The sequence below is a fragment of the Streptomyces sp. NPDC001744 genome (assembly GCF_042892575.1).
Taxonomy (GTDB): domain Bacteria; phylum Actinomycetota; class Actinomycetes; order Streptomycetales; family Streptomycetaceae; genus Streptomyces.
Genome location: NZ_JBIAUG010000028.1, coordinates 49,333 through 71,407, shown reverse-complemented (window position 1 = coordinate 71,407; position 22,075 = coordinate 49,333). Strand labels below are relative to the sequence as shown.

18 protein-coding genes are annotated in these 22,075 nt (G+C 72.7%); 10 read left to right on the top strand and 8 right to left on the bottom strand.

Annotated elements, in window-relative coordinates:
- Positions 1-68: 68 nt before the first annotated feature.
- The 3 genes from ACFYZY_RS27205 to ACFYZY_RS27195 all read right to left on the bottom strand — a co-directional run bounded on the left by ACFYZY_RS27205 (position 69) and on the right by ACFYZY_RS27195 (position 3,821).
- Positions 69-1,319 (bottom strand): DUF5667 domain-containing protein, encoded by a 1,251-nt coding sequence (locus tag ACFYZY_RS27205; protein WP_388699145.1) that lies wholly within the window; start codon positions 1,317-1,319, stop codon positions 69-71.
- 285 nt (positions 1,320-1,604) lie between these two features.
- Positions 1,605-2,390: an ECF subfamily RNA polymerase sigma factor, BldN family gene (locus ACFYZY_RS27200; protein WP_388699142.1), complete on the bottom strand. Its 786-nt coding sequence runs from the start codon at positions 2,388-2,390 to the stop codon at positions 1,605-1,607.
- 489 nt (positions 2,391-2,879) lie between these two features.
- Complete coding sequence (locus ACFYZY_RS27195; RefSeq protein ID WP_388699140.1) at positions 2,880-3,821, bottom strand: HAD family hydrolase; 942 nt, start codon at positions 3,819-3,821, stop codon at positions 2,880-2,882.
- Positions 3,822-3,926: 105 nt separating this feature from the next.
- On the opposite strand from ACFYZY_RS27195, the gene ACFYZY_RS27190 reads away from it, so the two are divergent.
- From ACFYZY_RS27190 to ACFYZY_RS27160, 7 genes are all read left to right on the top strand, one after another.
- Positions 3,927-4,196: a glutaredoxin family protein gene (locus ACFYZY_RS27190; protein WP_388699138.1), complete on the top strand. Its 270-nt coding sequence runs from the start codon at positions 3,927-3,929 to the stop codon at positions 4,194-4,196.
- A gap of 271 nt (positions 4,197-4,467) precedes the next feature.
- On the top strand, positions 4,468-5,262 hold the full coding sequence (locus ACFYZY_RS27185) for a redox-sensing transcriptional repressor Rex (protein WP_388699135.1): 795 nt from the start codon (positions 4,468-4,470) through the stop codon (positions 5,260-5,262).
- Positions 5,259-6,614 (top strand): glutamyl-tRNA reductase, encoded by a 1,356-nt coding sequence (locus tag ACFYZY_RS27180; RefSeq protein WP_388699132.1) that lies wholly within the window; start codon positions 5,259-5,261, stop codon positions 6,612-6,614. Before ACFYZY_RS27185 ends, ACFYZY_RS27180 begins: the two co-directional genes overlap by 4 nt.
- Positions 6,611-7,597, top strand: a complete 987-nt coding sequence (gene hemC, locus ACFYZY_RS27175; RefSeq protein WP_388699130.1) for a hydroxymethylbilane synthase — start codon at positions 6,611-6,613, stop codon at positions 7,595-7,597. Before ACFYZY_RS27180 ends, hemC begins: the two co-directional genes overlap by 4 nt.
- Positions 7,594-9,264, top strand: a complete 1,671-nt coding sequence (locus ACFYZY_RS27170) for a uroporphyrinogen-III synthase (protein WP_388699127.1) — start codon at positions 7,594-7,596, stop codon at positions 9,262-9,264. The genes hemC and ACFYZY_RS27170 overlap by 4 nt, the downstream gene beginning before the upstream one ends.
- Before the next feature lie 193 nt (positions 9,265-9,457).
- On the top strand, positions 9,458-10,459 hold the full coding sequence (gene hemB, locus ACFYZY_RS27165; RefSeq protein ID WP_388699124.1) for a porphobilinogen synthase: 1,002 nt from the start codon (positions 9,458-9,460) through the stop codon (positions 10,457-10,459).
- A gap of 111 nt (positions 10,460-10,570) precedes the next feature.
- Positions 10,571-10,843: a DUF1876 domain-containing protein gene (locus tag ACFYZY_RS27160; RefSeq protein ID WP_388699121.1), complete on the top strand. Its 273-nt coding sequence runs from the start codon at positions 10,571-10,573 to the stop codon at positions 10,841-10,843.
- A 69-nt stretch (positions 10,844-10,912) separates the two neighbouring features.
- Here the strand turns inward: ACFYZY_RS27160 and ACFYZY_RS27155 are convergent, their stop codons facing one another.
- Entirely contained in the window at positions 10,913-11,698 is a 786-nt protein-coding gene (locus ACFYZY_RS27155) for a DUF4232 domain-containing protein (RefSeq protein WP_388699118.1), read from the bottom strand.
- Between the two features lie 245 nt (positions 11,699-11,943).
- Between ACFYZY_RS27155 and ACFYZY_RS27150 the strand changes: the two genes are divergently transcribed.
- Positions 11,944-13,515 carry a helix-turn-helix domain-containing protein gene (locus tag ACFYZY_RS27150; protein WP_388699115.1) on the top strand — a complete coding sequence of 524 codons (1,572 nt, stop codon included), beginning with the start codon at positions 11,944-11,946 and terminating at the stop codon, positions 13,513-13,515.
- 55 nt (positions 13,516-13,570) lie between these two features.
- Here ACFYZY_RS27150 and argS read toward each other — a convergent pair whose 3' ends face one another.
- Entirely contained in the window at positions 13,571-15,340 is a 1,770-nt protein-coding gene (argS, locus tag ACFYZY_RS27145) for an arginine--tRNA ligase (RefSeq protein WP_388699112.1), read from the bottom strand.
- A 258-nt stretch (positions 15,341-15,598) separates the two neighbouring features.
- Here argS and lysS point away from each other — a divergent pair, with 258 nt between their 5' ends.
- Complete coding sequence (gene lysS / locus ACFYZY_RS27140; protein WP_388699109.1) at positions 15,599-17,365, top strand: lysine--tRNA ligase; 1,767 nt, start codon at positions 15,599-15,601, stop codon at positions 17,363-17,365.
- Between the two features lie 84 nt (positions 17,366-17,449).
- Here lysS and ACFYZY_RS27135 read toward each other — a convergent pair whose 3' ends face one another.
- From ACFYZY_RS27135 to ACFYZY_RS27125, 3 genes are all read right to left on the bottom strand, one after another.
- Entirely contained in the window at positions 17,450-18,781 is a 1,332-nt protein-coding gene (locus ACFYZY_RS27135; protein WP_388699106.1) for a DUF2637 domain-containing protein, read from the bottom strand.
- 124 nt (positions 18,782-18,905) lie between these two features.
- Positions 18,906-19,640 carry a DUF3558 domain-containing protein gene (locus tag ACFYZY_RS27130; protein WP_388699103.1) on the bottom strand — a complete coding sequence of 245 codons (735 nt, stop codon included), beginning with the start codon at positions 19,638-19,640 and terminating at the stop codon, positions 18,906-18,908.
- A gap of 124 nt (positions 19,641-19,764) precedes the next feature.
- The gene (locus ACFYZY_RS27125) at positions 19,765-20,697 is read right to left on the bottom strand and encodes a DUF3558 domain-containing protein (protein ID WP_388699100.1); all 933 of its coding nucleotides are present in this window, start codon (positions 20,695-20,697) and stop codon (positions 19,765-19,767) included.
- 174 nt (positions 20,698-20,871) lie between these two features.
- Between ACFYZY_RS27125 and ACFYZY_RS27120 the strand changes: the two genes are divergently transcribed.
- Positions 20,872-22,065, top strand: coding sequence for an RtcB family protein (locus ACFYZY_RS27120; protein ID WP_388699098.1), 1,194 nt, complete (start codon positions 20,872-20,874; stop codon positions 22,063-22,065).
- The last annotated feature ends 10 nt before the right edge of the window (positions 22,066-22,075 follow it).

Here is a 22,075-nt window from a genome sequence, read left to right as displayed (position 1 = left end):
GTTCGTTCCGGAACGCGGAGGAGGGGCGTCCCTCGTGGGGGCGCCCCTCCTCCGCACCGGGAAGCCCCCTAGGGGGCTTCCTCGCTGTCGATGCCGAGGCCCGGGAGCAGGTCCGGCAGGAGCGGCGGAAGGGTCACGTCCGGTACGTCCGGGACCTCCCGGCCGGCCGGGGGCGACACCGGGGCGCCGGTCGGGGAGGGCTTGAGCAGCCCGCCGCCGCCGATGAGGCCGCCGTCCTGCGGCGGCGCGGTGGTGCGGTGGTCGCCCGTGCCCGGAGCGGTGCCCGTACTGGGCTCCGAGGGGCGGGACGGGGCGGTGGAGGAACCGTTCGGGGGCGCCGTCCCGTGGGTGGACGGCGGGCGCTGGGTGCCCGTGTCCCGGGTGCCGTCGGAGGCGCTGGGCGTGCTGCGCGGGCCCTCGGTGCCGGCCGTGCCCTTCTCGGGGGGCCGGGGGAGCACCGACTGGAGCGGTTCGACGTCTTCGTCTATGGCGTCGAAGACGTCGGTCACCTCGCTGCCGACGTCCGAGAGCTGGACGGGGAGCCGGTCGCGCAGGCCGTTCCAGGTGTCCCGGTGGGCCTGGGCGAAGGAGTTGAGCCGGGCCATCGGGGCGATCGCGCCGTCCCGCTGGTACGCCTGGCGGAGCAGGCGGTGGCCCTCGGTGGCGTCGTGCTTCATCCCGCCCAGGACGCGGCGGATCTCGGTGACGGACTCGTGGTCGAGCTCGCCCGCGCGGTCGCGCTCCATGAGCCGGCGGGCCTCGCTGAGGCGGGTGGACGCCTGGTCGAGGTAGAGGCCGCCGCGGTCCGCGTCGTCGTCCGCCATGCCCAGCTTGATGTCCTCCATCCCGCGCTTGAGCCCGTAGAGCGAGTCACCGGGAAGGGCGTCGGAGCTGGCAGCGGCCACTCCGCCGAAGGCGCCCGCCGCCACACCGACCGTGAGGCCGCCGGCGGCGAGCCCCTTGGTCCAGCGGGAACGGGGACGCAGCTTCCGGAGCGGGGACGCCCGGTGGGCTCCCCGGCCGGCGGACGCCCGCTGCTCCGGCACGGTAGGGCCCGCGGTCGCGCCGCCCTCCTTGAGCATCGCCTCCATGGCGGCGACCAGCTGGGCCCGCTGCACCACTTTGACCTCGGGGTCCAGCTGCGGCCTGGGCAGCTCACCGAGTCCGTTCGCCAAGGCCAGAAGCCGTCCCTGCTCGGCAGGTTCGGCCGGTTCGGCCGGGGGCTCGGGCTGCTCGGCCCCGGCACCCTCGGACGCCCGGTCCTCCAGGGCCTGGGCGAAGGCGTTCGCCCGCCGGTGCGCCGATACGTTCGCGATCACTGGCGGCACCTCCTCTCGTCATGACGGTCGACCCCCTGGGGTGTCCGGAAGGTTGCACACCTTGAGCGCGACCACACGAAAGAGTGAGTGGCTGCGGGCACGGCGTGACCACAGGGAGCCTGCATCCCGCACAACGAGCGGCGCGGTACATGGGTTACGCGCGAGAGACGATCGGGCCACTGCGTCATCGGGTCGTCACCGGGTGTGAGTCGGACGGGGTCGTGGGGCCGGTGGGCGGGGACGGGCCCACCGGCCGGGCGGGGCGCGGGCGGGGACGCGGACCGGTCAGCGGGCGTCGTCCGGGAGGAGCCGGGCCAGCGTGCGGACGGCCCGGTACTGGAGGGTCTTGATCGCGCCCTCGTTCTTCCCCATGACCCGGGCGGTCTCCGCGACCGAGAGGCCCTGGAGGAAGCGCAGGGTCACGCACTCCTGCTGCTGGGGGTTGAGGCGGCGGACCGCGTCGAGGAGGGCGGCGTTGGAGAGGGACTCCAGGACGGAGTCCTCGGGGCTGCGCTCGACCTCGTTGGCGTCGAGCATCTCGCCGGTGGTCACCTCCAGGCGGAAGCGGCTGGACTTGAAGTGGTCCGCGACCAGGTTCCGGGCGATGGTGACGAGCCAGGCGCCGAAGTCGCGGCCCTGCCAGGTGAAGGTGGAGATCCGGCGCAGGGCGCGCAGGAAGGTCTCGCTGGTGAGGTCCTCCGCCGTCGCCTTCCCGCCGACGCGGTAGTAGATGTAGCGGTAGACGGTGTCGCTGTACTGGTCGTACAGGCGGCCGAACGCCTCGGCCTCGCCCGCCTGGGCGCGTTCGACCAGGTCCATCATGCGGGCGCTGTCGCTGTCCGCGGCGGGGCGGCGGGCGGTGGTCGGGGCTCCGGACCGGGCTCCCCGTCTGCCCACGGCGGCGCTCCCGTCGGCCAGGGCGTAGGAAGGGCCGACGGGTGCCGGTGCGGCGAAGGCGAGGGCGGGGACAGGGCCGGCGTACGCGGTGGGGACGAAGCCGCGCAAGTGGTCGAGGACCGTTGCGCGCAGCGTAGCCAGGCCCGAGGCGTCAACCCCGACGTGTGGGTACACGGGACTCCCAGAGGCAGAGCTTCCATCACGTGCAGTGCGGGACCGTTCACCCGTCGTGGCGACGCGAGGGGTCCTTTGTGCGTCTGAGGAGAATAACGCTTCGTACAGGCAGCGCTACACCCAGTTGCTCAAATCACCGGTTCCGTCTTATCCGTTACCGCTTGGAGTCGAATCAAGGTGCGATGGATGACCGATAGTTGATCGATCTGCTTTCGAATGTGACTGAGCGGACGCTGCGTTGTGCTCAGGTGCAGAGCGGAGGAGTGATCGGGGCCGCTGCTGGGTAAGGGGGCCGGAATGGCGGGGAGTCGATCTGTGCGGTGGTGTTCGACCACGGACGGGTGAGGGCGTCCGGTCCGGGACTGTCGCAGGTGATCACAGGCGAAACGCACCGGAGGCGCGGGGCCCGGGACGGCGGAGGGCGGCGGTCCGGGAAGGGCGGACCCGGGAGCGGCGGTCGGGGTGGCACGGACCGGGAGCGCGGGCGCGTCAGTGACGGCGGCGGTGGAGGGCGACCGCGGCGGCGGTGCCGCCGGCCAGCGCGCCCAGGCCCGCCGCGGCGGGGATGCCGACCTTGGCGGCCTTGCGGCCGGTCCGGTAGTCGCGCAGCCGCCACTCCCGGTCCTTCGCGTACGCGCGGAGCTTGGCGTCCGGGTTGATCGCGTACGGGTGCCCGACCAGCGACAGCATCGGGATGTCGTTGTGCGAGTCGCTGTACGCGGCGCAGCGGCTCAGGTCGAGGCCCTCGGCGACGGCGAGCGCCCGGACCGCCTCGGCCTTGGCCGGGCCGTGCAGGGGCTCGCCGACCAGGCGGCCCGTGTAGACGCCGTCGACGGACTCGGCGACCGTGCCGAGCGCGCCGGTCAGGCCGAGGCGGCGGGCGATGATCGTGGCCGTCTCGACGGGAGCGGCGGTGACCAGCCAGACCTTCTGCCCCGCGTCCAGGTGCGCCTGGGCGAGGCCGCGGGTGCCGGGCCAGATGCGGTCGGCCATGTACTCGTCGTAGATCTCCTCGCCGATGCTCATCAGCTCGGAGACGCGGTGGCCCTTGACGATCGACAGGGCGCTCTCGCGCGCGTCCTGCATGTGCTCGGGGTCCTCGACGCCGGCGAGCCGGAACCACGCCTGCTGCCAGGCGAAGCGGGCGAGTTCGCGGCGCCGGAAGAACTTCCGCTTGTACAGGCCGCGGCCGAAGTGGAAGATCGCGGCGCCCTGCATCACGGTGTTGTCGAGGTCGAAGAAGGCGGCCGCCCGCGCGTCCCCGGCGACCGGGAAGTCCGGCTCGGCGGGGGGCCCGGCCGCCGCCTCCTCCCGCTCCCGTTCCAGCTGGAGCGAGGACTCGCGCGCTGCCTCGGCAGCGGCCTCGCCTGCGAGGACGCTGCGCGCGGTGGCGGAGCGCCTGCGGGGGGTGAGCCATCCCAGAGCGGCCATGCCGTGAGCATAGCCAGTCCGTTCGGCGCTCCCCGACGCGCGACGGTGCCGGGAGGGTGAACGGCGCGGGACTTCCGTCCCGCCCGGCCGGGACAGAATGGCGGCATGTTCGGACGGAAGAAGAAGGCGGACGCCGGGGCGCGGACCGTGACGCTGATCGGCAGGCCGGGGTGCCATCTCTGCGACGACGCGCGGGCGGTGGTCGAGGCCGTGTGCGCGGAGACGGGGGCGGCCTGGGAGGAGAAGGACATCACCCGGGACGAGGAGCTGTACCGGGCGTACTGGGAGCAGATCCCGGTGGTCCTGGTCGACGGCGAGCAGCACACCTTCTGGCGGGTGGACGCCGACCGGCTCCGGCGCGAACTGGGTGCCTGACCGAAAGGCGGTTACCATCATGGACGTTTTGTCGGGTCTCGGGGGCGGGTCGTAAGGAGAGTGTGCGGTTTTGCCCCCTTCGGAAGGTCAACGCGCCGAGACCCCCCGCGGTTCCGTGACGACGGGAACCGGTTGCGTGACCCCGGTCACTTTGGCCGGGCAAAACGGACACCATCTTTGTGCACGCGTTCACAAAGACATAGCCTGCATTCGACGGGGCGGTCTTGGGACATATGGCCGCCTGCAGCCCCGCTCATCCCGCAGGAGCACCGTGGCAACTGGCCGAACTCACCGACCGGCGACCCGTAGCCGAGGAATTCCCGAGGCCACCGTCGCCCGGCTTCCGCTGTATCTGCGCGCGTTGACCGCGCTCTCGGAGCGTTCCGTACCCACGGTCTCCTCCGAAGAGCTCGCGGCGGCCGCGGGGGTCAACTCCGCGAAGCTGCGCAAGGACTTCAGCTACCTCGGCTCCTACGGCACCCGCGGGGTCGGCTACGACGTCGAGTACCTCGTCTACCAGATCTCCCGCGAGCTGGGCCTCACCCAGGACTGGCCGGTCGTCATCGTCGGCATCGGAAACCTCGGTGCCGCGCTCGCCGGCTACGGCGGCTTCGCCTCCCGCGGCTTCCGCGTCGCCGCGCTGATCGACGCCGATCCCGCCATGACCGGCAGGCCCGTCGCGGGCATCCCCGTCCAGCACAGCGACCACCTCGAGCGGATCATCGAGCAGGACGGCGTCTCCATCGGCGTCATCGCGACCCCCGCCGGCGTCGCCCAGCAGGTCTGCGACCGGCTCGTGGCCGCCGGGGTCACCTCCATCCTGAACTTCGCCCCGACCGTGCTCTCCGTGCCCGACGGCGTGGACGTGCGCAAGGTCGACCTCTCCATCGAGCTCCAGATCCTCGCCTTCCACGAGCAGCGCAAGGCCGGCGAGGAGTCCGCGGCCGGGAACGGCTCCGGCGCGGAGCCCGTACCGGCCGTCGTGCCGCCGGCCCCCCGCGCCGCCGCGGGGAACGACGGCCGCAAGGGACCCGACGGGGACGTTCCCGCGGTGATGCCGGCATGAGCCTCCTCGTCGTCGGTCTGAGCCACCGCAGCGCCCCGGTCTCCGTCCTGGAGCGGGCCGCGCTGTCGCCGGACGCCCGGGCCAAGCTCCTCCAGAACACCCTCGCCGCGGAACCGGCCGCCGAGGGCGCCGTCCTGGCCACCTGCAACCGCATCGAGCTCTACGCCGACGTGGACAAGTTCCACGCCGGCGTCGCCGAGCTGTCCACCCTGCTCGCCCAGCACAGCGGCGTCGGTCTGGACGAGCTCACCCCGTACCTCTACGTGCACTACGAGGACCGGGCCGTCCACCACCTCTTCTCGGTGGCCTGCGGCCTCGACTCCATGGTCGTCGGCGAGGGCCAGATCCTCGGCCAGATCAAGGACGCCCTCGCCCTCGGCCAGGAACTGCACACCGCCGGTCGCCTCCTCAACGACCTGTTCCAGCAGGCCCTGCGGGTCGGCAAGCGCGCCCACAGCGAGACCGGGATCGACCGGGCCGGGCAGTCGCTCGTCACCTTCGGCCTGGAACAGCTCGCCGACGGCACCGACGTCGCGACCTGGGCCAAGGGCAAGAAGGCGCTCGTCATCGGCGCCGGCTCGATGTCCTCGCTCGCCGCGGCCACCCTCGCGCGCTCCGGCGTCTCCGAGATCGTCGTGGCCAACCGCACCCTCGCCCGCGCCGAACGGCTCGCCGAGATCCTGAACGAGCCCGGCGGCACCGGGGTGACCGCGCACGCGGCCGAGATGGTTGCCGTCGGCGACGAACTCACCCGTGCCGACATCGTCGTCTCCTGTACCGGCGCCACGGGGCTCGTCCTCACCGGTGGCGACGTCGAGACCGCCGTACGGGGTCGCCGCACCCCGCTCGCCCTGCTCGACCTCGCCATGCCCCGCGACATCGACGCCGCCGCCCACCGCGTCCCCGGCGTCCGGCTCGTCGACATCGAGTCGCTCGCCGACGCCGCCGCCGACGCGCCCATGGCCGCCGACGTCGACCGGGTGCGGACCATCGTCTCCGACGAGGTCGCCGCCTTCGGCGCGGCCCAGCGGGCCGCCCACATCACCCCGACCGTCGTCGCCCTGCGCGCCATGGCCGCCGACGTGGTGGCCGTCGAGGTCGCCCGGCTCGAGGGCCGGCTGCCCGGCCTCGACGACAAGCAGCGCGCCGAGATCACCCAGACCGTGCGCCGCGTGGTCGACAAACTCCTGCACGCGCCGACCGTGCGGGTCAAGCAGCTCGCGGGCGAGCCCGGCGGCGCCGGGTACGCCGACGCGCTGCGGACACTCTTCGACCTCGACCCGGAGACGGTGGCCGCCGTCAGCCGGGCCGACCTGAATGACGCCGACGTCAAGAACCGAGGGCGAGTATGACCGAGAGGGCACTGAGGCTCGGGACCAGGCGCAGCAAGCTCGCCATGGCCCAGTCCGGGCACGTGGCCGACGCCGTCCGGCAGGTGACCGGCCGGCCCGTCGAGCTCGTGGAGATCACGACGTACGGGGACACCTCCCGGGAGCACCTCGCGCAGATCGGCGGCACCGGCGTCTTCGTCGCCGCCCTGCGCGACGCGCTGCTCGCCGGAGAGGTGGACTTCGCCGTCCACTCGCTGAAGGACCTGCCGACCACCCCGCACCCCGGGCTGACGCTGGCCGCGGTCCCGCGCCGCGAGGACCCGCGCGACGTCCTGATCGCCCGCGCCGGGGTGACGCTGGACCGGCTGCCCCGGGGCGCCCGGGTCGGCACCGGCTCGCCGCGGCGGATGGCCCAGCTCCACGCGTACGCGCGCAGCCGCGGTCTGGAGCTGACCTGCGTCCCGATCCGGGGCAACATCGACACCCGGATCGGCTACGTGAGCAGCGGGGAGCTGGACGCGGTGGTCCTCGCCGCGGCCGGTCTCAACCGCATCGGCGGCACGGCGGAGCTCACCGGCTCCCTGTCGCTCGACCGCCTGCCGGTCGACGTCGTGCTGCCCGCCCCCGGTCAGGGGGCCCTGGCCGTCGAGTGCCCGGCGTCGGACGCCGGACTCGCCACCGCACTCGCCGCTCTCGACGACCCGCGCACGCGGGCCGCCGTGACCGCCGAGCGATCCCTGCTCGCCGCCCTGGAGGCCGGCTGCTCCGCACCCGTGGGTGCGCTGGCCGACCTGCTGGCCGACGGCCCCGGTCACGGGCAGGCTGTCACCGAAATGCGCCTGCGCGGCGTCGTCGGCACCACCGACGGCTCGACGCTGGTGCAGCTGTCCACCACCGGACCCGTACCCACCTCGCACGACGAGGCCATGGCGCTCGGACGCGAACTCGCGGACGAGATGCTCGCCAAGGGTGCGGCCGGTCTTATGGGGGAGCGAGCACTTTGAACCCCACCAGCCCGACCACCAGCCCCCTGTCCCCGGCCTTCGCGGGCCACGGACACGTCACGTTCCTCGGCGCGGGTCCCGGCGATCCCGGACTGCTGACCCTCCGGGCCGTCGAGGCCCTTTCGGGAGCGGACGTCCTGATCGCCGAGCCGGAGGTCCTCGACGTCGTTCGCGGCCATGCGCGCGCGGGGGTGAGCACGCCGGAACTGGCGGTTGTCGACGAGGCGTCAACAGCCGCCGGTGTCCCCGTGTTGAGGGACGCGGCCAATCTTGTCATGGAGGCCGCGAGGAGCGGCAGGCGGGTCGTCCGTGCGGTGACCGGCGATCCCGGTCTCGACGGCAACGCGGGAGCGGAGATGCTCGCCTGCGCCGCCGAGGGCATCCCCTTCGAGGTCGTCCCCGGCGTCGCCAACGCCGTCGGCGTCCCCGCGTACGCCGGTGTGCCGCTGCGCGACGCGCAGGGCACCGACGTCCGCTTCGTCGACGCCCGGTCCGCCGACGAGCGGTGCTGGACCGAGGTCGGTGCCTCCGACGGCACCGTCGTCGTCTCCACCACGCTCGACTCGGTGGCCGCGGCCGCCGGCGAACTGGTGGCGGCCGGCCGCAAGCCGGACACCCCGCTCACCGTCACGATCGCCGGTACGACCACCCGGCAGCGGACCTGGAACGCGACCCTCGGCACCATCGCCCAGGTCTTCAAGCAGGGCAAGGTCCTCCCCTCGCCCGAGGGCCACCGGCCGGTCATAGCCGTGGTCGGCGAGCGCGGCGCCCCGGCGCAGCGGGAACAGCTGGCGTGGTTCGAGTCGAAGCCGCTCTTCGGGTGGCGGGTCCTCGTGCCGCGCACCAAGGAGCAGTCCGCCTCGCTCTCCGACCAGCTGCGTTCGTACGGCGCCGTGCCGCACGAGGTCCCGACGATCGCCGTCGAGCCGCCGCGCACCCCCCAGCAGATGGAGCGGGCCGTCAAGGGCCTGGTCACCGGCCGTTACGAGTGGATCGCCTTCACCTCGGTCAACGCCGTGAAGGCGGTGCGGGAGAAGTTCGAGGAGTACGGGCTCGACGCGCGCGCCTTCGCCGGGATCAAGGTCGCGGCGGTGGGCGAGCAGACGGCCGCCGCGCTGGTCGACTTCGGCGTGAAGCCGGACCTGGTGCCGAGCGGAGAGCAGTCCGCCGCCGGGCTCCTGGAGGACTGGCCGCCGTACGACCCGGTCTTCGACCCGATCGACCGCGTCTTCCTGCCGCGCGCCGACATCGCGACCGAGACCCTGGTCGCGGGCCTCATCGAGCTCGGGTGGGAGGTCGACGACGTCACCGCCTACCGGACCGTACGGGCCTCGCCGCCGCCGGCGGACACGCGTGAGGCGATCAAGGGTGGCGGTTTCGACGCGGTCCTCTTCACCTCGTCCTCGACCGTGCGGAACCTGGTCGGCATCGCCGGCAAGCCGCACAACGTGACGGTCATCGCCTGCATCGGCCCGGCCACCGCCAAGACGGCGGAGGAGCACGGGCTGCGGGTGGACGTCCTGTCGCCCGAGCCGTCCGTCCACAAGCTGGCGGCGGCCCTCGCGGACTTCGGCGCGCGGCGCCGGGAGGCGGCCCTGGAGGCCGGCGACCCGGTGACGCGGCCGAGCGAGCGGCGACCGGGGGCGAGACGGCGCCGGACGACGTAGCGGTACGCGTTCCACGGGCGCGGGTCCCCCTCCGGGGCCCGCGCCTTTCGCGTGGCGGGGCGGCGGCGCGGCGAGGCCGGGGGACCGCCCCTCGGCCTCCGCCCGGCCTGACGGACGCGGGCCCGTCCCACCGGCGGGAACGGCAACACGGTGTCGGCAAGTGCACGGCACGCGCGGGCGTAGCCTCGACCGTATGAACTCGTACGGATCCTTTCCCGGGGCGCGCCCGCGGCGGCTGCGGACGACGCCCGTCATGCGGCGGATGGTGGCCGAGACGCGGCTGCACCCCGCCGACCTGATCCTCCCCGCGTTCGTGCGCGAGGGGATCACCGAGCCCGTGCCGATCGAGGCGATGCCCGGGGTCGTGCAGCACACCCGCGACACGCTGCGGAAGGCCGCCGTGGAGGCGCTGGAGGCCGGGGTCTCCGGAATCATGCTCTTCGGCGTGCCCGAGGACGCGAAGAAGGACGCCGCCGGCACGGCGGGCACGGACCCCGAGGGCATCCTCCAGGTCGCCGTCCGGGACGTGCGGGCCGAGGTCGGCGACGACCTGGTGATCATGTCGGACCTGTGCCTCGACGAGTACACCGACCACGGCCACTGCGGCGTCCTCGACGCGGACGGCCGGGTCGACAACGACGCCACGCTGGAGCGGTACGCCGAGATGGCCCAGGTCCAGGCCGACGCCGGCGTCCACGTCGTGGGCCCCTCCGGGATGATGGACGGCCAGGTCGGCGTGGTCCGGGACGCCCTGGACACCATCGGCAAGGAGGACGTGGCGATCCTCGCGTACACCGCGAAGTACTCCTCCGCCTTCTACGGCCCCTTCCGCGAGGCCGTCGGCTCCTCCCTCCGGGGCGACCGCAAGACCTACCAGCAGGACCCGGCCAACCTCCGCGAGTCGATGCGCGAGCTGGCGCTCGACCTGGAGGAGGGCGCGGACATGGTGATGGTCAAGCCCGCGGGCCCGTACCTCGACGTCCTCGCCCGGGTCGCCGCGTCGGTGGACGTGCCGGTCGCCGCGTACCAGATCAGCGGGGAGTACGCGATGGTCGAGGCGGCCGCCGAGAAGGGCTGGATCGACCGCGACAAGGCGATCATGGAGACCCTGACGGGCATCCGGCGGGCCGGGGCGCGCATGATCCTGACGTACTGGGCGACCGAGGCCGCGCGCACGCTCCGCGACGGGGTCTGAGCCGCGGCCGTCCGGACCGTTCCGGGCGCCGGCCCTCCGGGCTGGTGGAGGCGGGCCGGGCGGCGCACCCTGGAGGGGTAGCCGACAGGCACCCCGCCGGAGGTGGTCCCCATGACGCACACGCTGGTCGGATGGCACGTGGAGATGGAGTTCCGGGAGGAGGACGGTCGGACGCGGGCCGCGGCCATGGTCCGGCTCGGGGACGGCACCGAGTTCCGGGGCCACGGCACCGCCCACCGGCACCCCTCCGACCCGGACCAGCTCCGGGTCGGCGAGGAGATCGCCGGGGCCCGCGCGCTGATGGACCTCGCCTCGCAGCTCCTCGGGAAGGCCCACACGGAGATCGACGCGGTGTCCGGACGGACGTCCCGCGCGCTCCGCTGATCCGCGCCCCGCACGCACGCGGCGTGCCGCGCCCGTGCGGGGCGCGGCACGCCGGGGGAGCGGGCGGGGTCAGAAGCTCAGGGCGTCGTCCATCGAGCCCTGCCAGTACGTGACCCGGGCGCTGCTGTCCGTGTACGTCCCGGCGGGCAGCTTGAGGACCTTCGGGCCGCCGGTCGAACCCGCCCCGTCGCGCGGGGCGAACCAGACGGTCAGGTTCTTCGCCGGGCCGCCGTGCGACCCGCTGCCGTCGGCCGCCGACAGGGTGATCCCCGCGTACGCGCTCTCGCCCGGGGCGAGGGTGGCGACCGCCTGCGGCTTGCTGCTCTCGTCCACGGCGACCGCCGCCTGTCCCTCGTCGAAGCGCAGCACCGGCGCGTAGTAGGCGTTGCACGTCGTGCCGCCGGTGTTGGTCACGGTGAGCAGGGCGTGGTTGAGCGGGCGGCTGACGGGGCTGTAGACGACCCGTACGGTCGTCGCCGTGCACGACCGGTCCGTGGCGGCGGTGTCCTGGCCGGCGCTGCTGCCGCTGTTTCCGCCGCTGCCGTTCCCGCCATTCCCGCCGTTCTTGCCGTTCTTGCCGCCGGGGGTGGTGGAGCCGTGCGGGGAGGTACCGGTGCCGCGCGAGGCGCTTCCGGCCGGCGTCGCCGCCGCCGGCTCCGTCGTCCGGGTCGCCGTCGCCGCCGGCTCCGGTGCGGAGGACGCGGAGGGTGCGGAGGAGGACGGGGCGGCGGTGACCGGGGCCGGGGCCCGGCCCTCGTCCCGCGTTCCGTCCGCCGAGCCCTGGCAGGCGGTGAGGGAGAGGGTGGCGGCGGTGACGGCCGCCGCGGCGGCGATGCGGATGCGGTGGATGCGCATGGTGGTGGAACTCCCCGTTGTGTCGGTGCTTTTCGGTCGGTCTCGATCCGCCGTACTGCCCGTTCGACCAGTGCGGTGCGGCGTGGTCACAGGTTGCGGGGCGGCGGATTCCGGACGCAACGCCGACCGGGCCATCGGGGACGCTGGAACGTTCACGGGTACGGTGACCAGCGGGAACGACCTTTGCCTGGAACGCCGTTCCGGGACACAGGGGCATCGGGTACGGGGAGATGGGGAGGGGCGCGGTGGCGACCACACCGGAGGCGCAGGAGCTGGGCGCGCTGCTGCGGCGGTTGAAGGAGCGCTCGGGGCACAGTTACGGAGTGCTCGCCGGACGACTGCACGTCAGTACGTCGACCCTGCACCGCTACTGCAACGGGGACGCCGTACCGGCCGAGTTCGTGGCGGTCGAGCGGTTCGCGCGGTTGTGCGGGGCGGGACGCGAGGAACTGATCGACCTGCACCGGCGGTGGATCGTCGCGGACGACGCGCGGACACGGGGGCGTTCGGGGACGGGAACGAGACCACCGGAGCCGGAGCCGGTGGCGGCGTCGGGACCGGAGCCGGTGCCGGTGGTGGGGTCGGAGTCGGGATCGGGGCCGGTGGTGGGGTCGGCGTCGGGACCGGAGCCGGGCGCGAAGGCGGCTCCCGAACCGGAGGCGGCGACCCGCCCGGACGTGCCCGCCGGAGCCGCCGGAGCTGTTGGTGCTGTCGATTCCGCCGAAGCGACAGAGTCCACCGAGCCCGCAGAATCCGCAGAGTCCACCGAGCCCGCAGAGACCGCCGGTCCCGCCGCGTCTCCCCCGCTCCTTCGGGCGGAGTCCGTGCCCGGCCCCCGGGCCGACGGCCCGCGCCGGCGCCGGGTGCTCGTCGCGCTCGCCGCCGCGGCGGTCGTCGCGGTGGCCGTGCCGGTGGCCGTGTTCGCGACCGGTGGGGGAGGGGGCCGCCCGGACCGGGCGGCGCCGGGCTCCGTCCCGTCCGGCCCGGCGACCGGTGCCGCCGCCCTCGTACGCCCCGGCTCCTCCCCGAGCGCGACCCCGACGGCCACCCCGACCCCGACTCCGTCCGGTTCCGCCTCGGGCACCCCGACCGGACTCCCCGGCACCGCGACCCCCTCGGCCCCGGCCTCGCGCCCGGCGCCGGGGCGGAACCCGTCGCCCACCGCCCCGCCGTCCGGCGGCGCGCCCGCGACCGGTGTTCCGCTGCGCGTCGGCATCAGTTCGTACAACTGGGAGCACCCCTGCGGGCAGTACTACCTGCTCGACGGCGAACCCGGCAGGGTTCCTCCGCCGCCGCCTCCCCAGGACCACCGGAGCTGGGCGCGTTCGCTGGGCGCGGTGGACGGCGGCGGCATGCGCCTGGAACTGACCGCCACGGGCCGGACGGCCGACTCCGTGGTGATCAACGACATCCACGTCCGGGTGGTGGGGCGCTCCGCCCCGCTGCCCTGGTCGGCGTACTCGATGGGCGAGGGCTGCGGCAGCGGTGTCGTCCCGCAGACGTTCGCCGTGGACCTCGACCGCTCCCGGCCCGACCTCCGGCCGGTCGCCGGTCAGGACGGCGACACGATCGTGCCGGCCAAGGACTTCCCCTACAAGGTCGCGTCCGACGACCCCCAGGTGCTCCGCTTCGACGTGACCACCGAGGCCCACGACGTGCGCTGGTACCTGGAGGTCTCCTGGAGCAGCGGCGACCGGAAGGGCGTGATCCGGGTCGACGACGGGGGCCGTCCGTTCCGTACCAGCGCGACCGCCGGGCGTCCCTCGTACATCTGGTGGGCCGATCCGGGCGAGTGGCGCCCGTCCGAAGGGAACTGAACGCGCGACGGGCACCCCTCACGTACGCGAGGGGTGCCCGTCGGTGCTCCGGGTGTCAGAGGCGCTCGGGCGTCCGGATGCCCAGGAGGGCCATGCCCCGGTGGAGCGTGCGGGCGGTCAGGTCGCAGAGGAAGAGACGGTTCTCCGCGACCTCCCGCGCCGGTGCCGGCTTGATGACCGGGCACTGGTCGTAGAACGTCGTGTACAGCGAGGCCAGCTGGTACAGGTACGCGGTCAGCTTGTGCGGCGCGTACTCGGCGGCGGCCTCGGCCACCGTCTCCGCGAACCCGTCCAGGTGCAGACCGAGCGCGCGCTCCGCCGGGGCCAGCTCCAGCTCCGGGTGGGCGACGGGGACGCGGTCGCCGGCCTTGCCGAAGATCGACCTGATCCGCGCGTACGCGTACTGGAGGTACACCGACGTGTCGCCGTTCAGCGACACCATCTGGTCCAGGTCGAACTTGTAGTCCCGCGCGGCCGACGTCGACAGGTCGGCGTACTTCACCGCGCCGATGCCCACGTACTGGCCGTTCTCGACGATCTCCGCCTCGGTCAGGCCCACCTTCCCGGCCTTCTCGCGGACGACCGCCGTCGCCCGGTCCACGGCCTCGTCGAGGAGGTCCACCAGCCGGACCGTCTCGCCCTCACGGGTCTTGAACGGCTTGCCGTCCTTGCCCAGGACCGTGCCGAACGCCAGCTGGTGCGCCTTCACCTCGTCGTTCAGCCAGCCGGCCCGGCGGGCCGTCTCGAAGACCATCTTGAAGTGCAGCGACTGACGCGCGTCCACCACGTACAGCAGGGTGGTCGCCTTCAGGTTCTCGACCCTGTCCCGGATCGCCGACAGGTCCGTCGCCGCGTATCCGAAACCGCCGTCGGACTTCTGGACGATCAGCGGGGTCGGGTTGCCGTCCGGGCCCTTCACGTCGTCGAAGAAGACGCACAGCGCGCCCTCGGAGCGGACCGCGACGCCCGTCTCCTCCAGGATGCGGCAGGTCTCCGCCAGCATGTCGTTGTAACCGGACTCGCCGACGACGTCGGCGTCCCGGATGTCCATGTCCAGCTTGTCGAAGACCGAGTTGAAGTAGATCTTCGACTCGTCGACGAACCGCTGCCAGAGGGCGATCGTCTCCTCGTCACCGGCCTGGAGGTCCACCACGCGCGCGCGGGCCCGCGTCTTGAACCCCTCGTCCGAGTCGAACAGGGTGCGCGACGCCTTGTAGAGCCGGTTGAGGTTCGACATCGCCTCCTCGCCGGACACCTCGGCCTCCGAGGAGTGGTCCAGCTCGTGCGGGTGCTCGATCAGGTACTGGATGAGCATGCCGAACTGGGTGCCCCAGTCGCCGATGTGGTGGCGCCGGACCACCGTCTCGCCGGTGAACTCCAGGATCCCGACCATCGCCGCGCCGATCACCGCGGACCGCAGGTGGCCGACGTGCATCTCCTTGGCCACGTTCGGCTGGGCGTAGTCGATCACCGTCGTGCCGGCCGATCCGTCGAACGGCACGCCGAGGCGCGCGTCGGCGGCGCGGGCCGCCAGGGTCTCGACGATCGCCGCGTCGGTGACCGTGATGTTCAGGAAGCCGGGGCCGGAGACCTCGATCTCCTTCAGGACGTCGTTCGCCGGGATCGCCTCGACGACCTTCGTCGCCAGCTCGCGCGGATTGCCCTTGAACCGCTTGGCCAGCGCCAGGATGCCGTTGGCCTGGAAGTCGGCCCGGTCGCTTCGTCGCAGCAGCGGGTCGGCGGACGCGGCCTCCGGCAGGGCGGCCGAGAGTCCGTCCGCGAGGCGCTGCTGCACGGTCGAAGCGAGGGAAGGGACCGAGGCCATGAGCTTCCGTTCCTGTTGTCGTGTCGGATGTCCCCGTTTCGGGCGGGGCTCTGTCGCCCGTCAAGTGTCCCACGGGAGGGCAACGCGTTTTCTCCCCGGACGGCCCGCCTGTGGACAACTCCGTTTTCTCCGTGTTCCGCCCCGCGGACGTCCCCCGTCCCCTCCCGGCCTGTGGACAACCTCCGGGCGCTCCGCTCCGTCTGGGAGAATGGCTGACGCGAGACCGTGAGGGGCTCCGTCCCCTCCGTGAACACCGGCATGAACATCCGGGAAAGACCAAGGAAGAAGGACGTACCGACCGTGGCTCAGAGCAGCACCGAGACCGACTGGGTCTCCCGTTTCGCGGACGAGGTCATCGCCGAGTCGGAGCGACGTGCGCCTGGCAAACCGGTCGTCGTCGCCTCCGGACTCTCCCCGTCCGGCCCGATCCACCTCGGCAACCTCCGCGAGGTCATGACCCCGCACCTGGTCGCCGACGAGATCCGCCGCCGCGGGTACACCGTCCGGCACCTCATCTCCTGGGACGACTACGACCGCTACCGCAAGGTGCCGAACGGCATCGAGGGCATCGACGAGTCCTGGGCCGAGCACATCGGCAAGCCCCTCACCTCCGTCCCGGCCCCCGCCGGCTCGCCCCACCCCAACTGGGCCGAGCACTTCAAGGCCGCCATGGTCGAGTCCCTGGCCGACCTGGGCGTCGAGTACGACCCGATCAGCCAGACCGAGCAGTACACCGCCGGTGCCTACCGCGAGCAGATCCTGCACGCCATGAGGCACCGTGCCGACATCGACGCCATCCTCGACCAGTACCGGACGAAGAAGGCGCCGAAGAAGCAGTCGCAGAAGCCCCTCGACGAGGCCGAGCTGGAGGCCGAGGAGGGCTCCGGCGCGGCCGCCGAGGACGACGGCTCCGGCGGCGCCTCCGGCTACTTCCCGTACAAGCCCTACTGCGGGCGGTGCGAGAAGGACCTCACCACCGTCACCTCGTACGACGACGACACCACCGAGCTGGCCTACACCTGCACCGCCTGCGGCTTCGGCGAGACCGTCAAGCTCAGCGAGTTCAACCGCGGCAAGCTCGTCTGGAAGGTCGACTGGCCCATGCGCTGGGCCTACGAGGGCGTGATCTTCGAGCCTTCCGGCGTGGACCACTCCTCGCCCGGCTCCTCCTTCGTCGTCGGCGGCCAGATCGTCCGCGAGATCTTCGACGGCGTCCAGCCCATCGGCCCCATGTACGCCTTCGTCGGCATCAGCGGCATGGCCAAGATGTCCTCCTCGCGCGGCGGCGTGCCGACCCCCGCCGACGCGCTGAAGATCATGGAGGCGCCCCTGCTGCGCTGGCTCTACGCCCGCCGCAGGCCCAACCAGTCCTTCAAGATCGCCTTCGACCAGGAGATCCAGCGCCTCTACGACGAGTGGGACAAGCTGGAGGCCAAGGTCGCCGACGGCACCGCCCTGCCCGCCGACGCCGCCGCCCACTCCCGCGCCGCCCGCACCGCCGCCGGAGAGCTGCCCCGGACCCCCCGCCCGCTTCCCTACCGGACGCTGGCCTCGGTCATGGACATCACCGCCGGCCACGACGAGCAGACCCTGCGGATCCTCACCGAACTCGACCCGGAGAACCCGGTCACCTCCCTCGACGAGGTCCGGCCGCGCCTCGACCGCGCCGAGAACTGGATCACCAACCAGGTCCCGGCCGACCAGCGCACCATCGTCCGCGACGAGCCCGACGCCGAACTGCTGGGCTCCCTCGACGAGCAGGGCCGCGCCTCGCTCCGCCTCCTCCTGGACGGCCTCGACACCCACTGGTCGCTCGACGGACTCACCACCCTCGTCTACGGCGTCCCGAAGGTCATGGCCGGACTCGACCCCGAGGCCAGGCCGACGCCGGAACTGAAGCTCGCCCAGCGCGCCTTCTTCGCCCTGCTCTACAAGCTCCTCGTCAGCCGGGAGACCGGCCCGCGCCTTCCCACGCTGCTCCTCGCCGTGGGAGCGGAGCGGGTGCGGAGGCTGCTCGGCGCGTGAGCGACGCGAGCGTGAGCGCGTGAAAGGGCCGCCGCCCGGAATCCCGGACGGCGGCCCTTTCCCCCGTCATCGCGCGGACGCGGATCAGGGGGTGCGCTGCTCGGCCATCGACTTCCGGATCTCCTCCTGGATCCCCGGGATCAGCCGCCGGAGCAGATCGGGCTCGGGGAACCGCTGGAACCCGTAGTGCAGCGCCACCTGCCGTTCCAGCTCCGCGTCCTCCGGGAAGCGGTCGTGCTCCACGGCGTACGTCAGGCTGAGCTTGTGGGCGAGCTCGCGAAGCTCCTCGACCTGCTGGTCCCGCTCCGCGTACGCGGCCTCCTCCTCGCGCTCCGGGGCCTCCTCGTCCCGCTCGCGCTCCGGCGGGGGCGCGGCGCCTTCCGATCCTTGCGGAGCCGGAGCCGGAGCCGGAGCCGGGGTCGGGGTCGGGACCTGGGCCCGGGGCGGAGCCGGGGCGGGCTCGGGCTCCACGACGCGCCGGGGGTCGTACGTACCCGTGTACGTCTTCGTCAGGAGGCTCTGCGCGTCGAACCACGGACTCCCGTGGGTCACGTGGGCGGCCGGGTCCACCGCCGCCGGAGCGGCCCGGGAGACCTGCGGGGCGCCGGCCCGTGCGAGTTCCTGCGGCGCGTGGGCCTGCGGCTGCGGGAGCGGGTGGGGCCCCTGTGCCCGGTCCCGCGACACATCCCGCGCCTGCTGCTCGTACGCCTCGGCCGGCCGGGGCGGCAGCAGGACCGGCTCGATGCCCGCCGCCGCCAGACCCGCCGGGGCCGTCTCCGCCAGCGGCACCCCGTACCGGGCGAGCCGCAGCGGCATCAGCGCCTCCACCGGCGCCTTGCGCCGCCAGTTCCGGCCGAACCGGGCCTGCAGCCGGGCCTGGTAGATCATTCGTTCCTGCTCCAGCTTGATGACCTGCTCGTACGACCGCAGTTCCCACAGCTTCATCCGCCGCCACAGCCGGAACGTCGGCACGGGGGAGAGCAGCCACCGGGTGAGCCGGACGCCCTCCATGTGCTTGTCGGCGGTGATGTCCGCGATCCGGCCCACCGCGTGCCGCGCCGCCTCCACGGCCACCACGAACAGCATCGGGATCACCGCGTGCATGCCCACGCCCAGCGGGTCCGGCCAGGCCGCCGCGCCGTTGAACGCGATCGTCGCCGCCGTCAGCACCCACGCCGTCTGCCGCAGCAGCGGGAACGGGATCCGCAGCCACGTGAGCAGCAGGTCCAGGGCGAGCAGGACGCAGATGCCCGCGTCGATGCCGATCGGGAAGAAGTACGAGAAGGTGCCGAAACCTTTCTGCACGGCCAGCTCGCGCACGGCGGCGTACGAACCCGCGAAACCGATCCCCGCGATGACCAGCGCGCCGGCGACGACGAGGCCGATGAGTACTCGGTGTGTGCGTGTCAGCTGCATCGCGGCCACCCGCGATCCCTCCCGTCGTTCGACATCCCGCGCGCACAGAGTGGCACAGGTGAACGAAGCCCGGCCCCCGGGGAGGGGCGGGCTCCGTGTGAATGCGTGGTTTCGTGCCGGTTCGCTACTGCTTGTTGGCGGCCTCGACCGCCGCGACGGCCTCCTTGGCCGCGCCGACCGCTCCGTCCGCGACGGCCTTCTCCGTCGGGGACGGCGCCCCCGCGTACCCGGCGCCGTTGTACGACAGCAGGACCAGCACGTTGCCCGTGCGCACGACGACCGAGGCGTAGACGAAGTCCGCGTTCGTCTTGCGCACCTGGTACGTGACGGTCTTCGCCTCGTCGCCGACGCCCGGGGTCACGACGGTGCGCAGTTTCTTGGCGTCCGGGGTCGCCTCGACCTTCGCCAGCTCCTTCGCGAAGTTCTCCCGCGCGCGCTCCTGGCCGCTGCCGAGCGAGACGTCCGACGCGTACCGGAAGAACGACACGTCCAGCCACCGGTACTGCGAGCCCTTCACGCCCTGGTCGTCGAGGCCGTTCCACGAGCAGCCGCCACGGCTGGACAGGTCGCCGGAACCGGTCGGCGTGCCGTTCTTGGCCTTCACCTTCGGCACCAGCGCCTCCGTCGTCTTCGCCGAGACCGACTGGCAGACCTGGGGCAGCTTCGCGAACTTCGCCGCCTCGACCGTCTTCGTCGTCTGCGCGGGCGACGGGGTCGCGGACGCCGACGCGCTCGACGCGGCCCCCGTCTTCGGCTTGCCGGAGTCACCGGAGTCCGAGGAGCATCCGGCTGCGACGAGCATCACCGGGACGGCTGCGCAGGCGAGTGTGCGGGTGAGTCGCGAGGCTGATCGCTGCATGGTTCCTTCAGTCGCTTGTCGTACGGTCCGGCCGCCGGCCCGACGGCCGTGACCACCGGTACGGCCACGGGCTACGCCGACACGTTACGTGTTCGGCGCCCGCTCACGGAGCGGCACCGAACGGCTACTCCTCCAGGCGTTCGGCGAGCAGCCGGGCCAGGTCACGGGCCTTTTCCTGCAGTTCCCCGCTGTCCGGCGCCTCCGGGGAACCGGAGGTCTGCGCCCGGTAGGAGACGGTCACGAGCACGTTGGATGTGCGGAACACCACGCTGACGACCCGTTGGCGGCTGTTCGCGCCGAGCGTGCCGGTCACGTCGTCGAGGTACGCCGCGTCGCCGAGGCCCTCGAGGACGCGGGGTTCCAGGCCGGTGGGGGCGGGGCCCCGGGAAGCGGGGGTACCGGAAGCGCTGGAAGTGCCCGAACCGGTCGGGCCGGTGGCGGTCGGGGTGGGGGCGCCGCCCGCCGGGGGGCCGCCCACCGCACCGGAGGTCGCCGTCGGCGTGCCGGCGGGCGCGCTCGTGGCCGTGCCGGTGGCCGGGGCGGTGGGGGTACCGGCCGTCGTCGGCGGGGCGGTGGGGGGCAGGGGGACGTGTGCCGCGAGCTGCTTGCGGACGTACACCTCCTGCGCCCGGTCGTCGTCGCTGACGGCGGTGTCGTACGAGACCACCCGTTCGACGTCGAGGGTGAGCTGGTGCGAGGCGCCGGAGGCGTCGGCCTTCCACGCGCAGCCGACGCGCCGGTCGTTGTCGTAGGTGACGACGGGACTGCCCCGGTACACCCTGGCCCGTTCGGCATCGGGCAGTTCGGCCGCGCCCGGGAGCATGTTCTTGAGGGTGGCCTGCGGGACGGCGCCGCAGGCGTCGAAGAGGGTGCGGTAGCGGCCGGGGCGCGCGACGGCGGCGGCCGGGGCCGCCTTGGCGTCGACGGTCACCTCGTCGGCCGGGGCGCCGGAGGAACAGCCGGTGAGCCCCGCGCCGAGGCCGAGGCCGAGTGCGAGGACGGCGGCGGTGCGAGCCGTGGGCCCGGTGCGGCCGGAGGCGTACGTCTTTCGCTGCACGGTCCCAGGCTCCCTTCTCCCGAAGACTTTCCCGAAAACTGTTTGCCGCGCGAACCCGGCCGGTGGACACAATGTCTATCGCACACGCTGCCGTTGATGCCGGTCCCCTGTCACCTGTACGGGCTTTGGCTCCGGTTTTTGCGTTATCGGTCTTTTCGGGGGAATCGAGGGAGTATGTCGTACGTAGAGGTGCCGGGGGCGAGGGTGCCGATCCGGATGTGGGCCGACCCCGCCTCGGTCGAGGGCGGCGCCCTGCGGCAGCTGCAGAACGTGGCGGCGCTCCCGTGGATCAAGGGCCTCGCCGTGATGCCGGACGTGCACTACGGCAAGGGCGCGACGGTCGGGTCCGTGATCGCGATGCAGGGCGCCGTCTGTCCGGCGGCCGTCGGTGTGGACATCGGCTGCGGGATGTCGGCGGTGAAGACCTCTCTGACGGCGAACGACCTGCCGGGCGACCTGTCGCGACTTCGGTCGAAGATCGAGCAGGCGATTCCGGTGGGGCGGGGGATGCACCGGGACGAGGTGGACCCCTCGCGGTTGTTCCAGTTCCCGACGGCGGGGTGGGACGACTTCTGGTCGCGCTTCGACGAGGTCGCGGAATCGGTCAAGTTCCGTCATGAACGTGCCCACAAACAGATGGGAACGCTCGGATCCGGAAATCATATGATCGAGGCCTGTCTGGATCAGGAAGGCTCGGTGTGGCTGATGCTGCACTCCGGGTCCCGGAACGTCGGCAAGGAGCTGGCCGAGCACCACATCGGCGTGGCTCAGAAGCTGCCGCACAACCAGGGGTTGGTCGACCGCGACCTGGCGGTGTTCGTCTCGGACACCCCGCAGATGGCCGACTACCGCAACGACCTGTACTGGGCGCAGGAGTACGCGAAGTACAACCGCGCGATCATGATGGCCCTCCTGAAGGAAGTGATCCGCCGGGAGTTCCGGAAGGCGAAGGTGTCCTTCGAGACCGAGATCTCCTGCCACCACAACTATGTGGCGGAGGAGCGGTACGGGGGTATGGACCTGCTGGTCACGCGGAAGGGCGCGATCCGGGCCGGCTCGGGTGAGTTCGGGATCATTCCCGGCTCGATGGGCACCAGCTCGTACATCGTGAAGGGACTCGGAAACGAGAAGGCATTCAACTCCGCCTCGCACGGCGCGGGTCGCCGGATGAGCCGGAGCGAGGCGAAACGGCGTTTCACGGTGCGGGACCTGGAGGAGCAGACGCGGGGCGTGGAGTGCCGCAAGGACTCCGGCGTCGTGGACGAGATCCCGGGTGCGTACAAGCCGATCGAGCAGGTGATGGAGCAGCAGCGGGACCTGGTGGAGGTCGTCGCGAAGCTGAAGCAGTTCATCTGCGTGAAGGGCTGAGAGCGCCCGA

Excerpts from the sequence above, each read along its gene's own strand:
- ACFYZY_RS27160 (WP_388699121.1), top strand. The coding sequence starts at position 10,571 with ATGACGCACACGCTGGTCGGATGGCACGTGGAGATGGAGTTCCGGGAG.
- ACFYZY_RS27135 (WP_388699106.1), bottom strand. The coding sequence starts at position 18,781 with ATGCAGCTGACACGCACACACCGAGTACTCATCGGCCTCGTCGTCGCC.
- argS (WP_388699112.1), bottom strand. The coding sequence starts at position 15,340 with ATGGCCTCGGTCCCTTCCCTCGCTTCGACCGTGCAGCAGCGCCTCGCG.
- ACFYZY_RS27130 (WP_388699103.1), bottom strand. The coding sequence starts at position 19,640 with ATGCAGCGATCAGCCTCGCGACTCACCCGCACACTCGCCTGCGCAGCC.
- ACFYZY_RS27120 (WP_388699098.1), top strand. The coding sequence starts at position 20,872 with ATGTCGTACGTAGAGGTGCCGGGGGCGAGGGTGCCGATCCGGATGTGG.
- ACFYZY_RS27155 (WP_388699118.1), bottom strand. The coding sequence starts at position 11,698 with ATGCGCATCCACCGCATCCGCATCGCCGCCGCGGCGGCCGTCACCGCC.
- hemC (WP_388699130.1), top strand. The coding sequence starts at position 6,611 with ATGACCGAGAGGGCACTGAGGCTCGGGACCAGGCGCAGCAAGCTCGCC.
- lysS (WP_388699109.1), top strand. The coding sequence starts at position 15,599 with ATGAACATCCGGGAAAGACCAAGGAAGAAGGACGTACCGACCGTGGCT.
- ACFYZY_RS27195 (WP_388699140.1), bottom strand. The coding sequence starts at position 3,821 with ATGGCCGCTCTGGGATGGCTCACCCCCCGCAGGCGCTCCGCCACCGCG.
- hemB (WP_388699124.1), top strand. The coding sequence starts at position 9,458 with ATGAACTCGTACGGATCCTTTCCCGGGGCGCGCCCGCGGCGGCTGCGG.
- ACFYZY_RS27190 (WP_388699138.1), top strand. The coding sequence starts at position 3,927 with ATGTTCGGACGGAAGAAGAAGGCGGACGCCGGGGCGCGGACCGTGACG.
- ACFYZY_RS27180 (WP_388699132.1), top strand. The coding sequence starts at position 5,259 with ATGAGCCTCCTCGTCGTCGGTCTGAGCCACCGCAGCGCCCCGGTCTCC.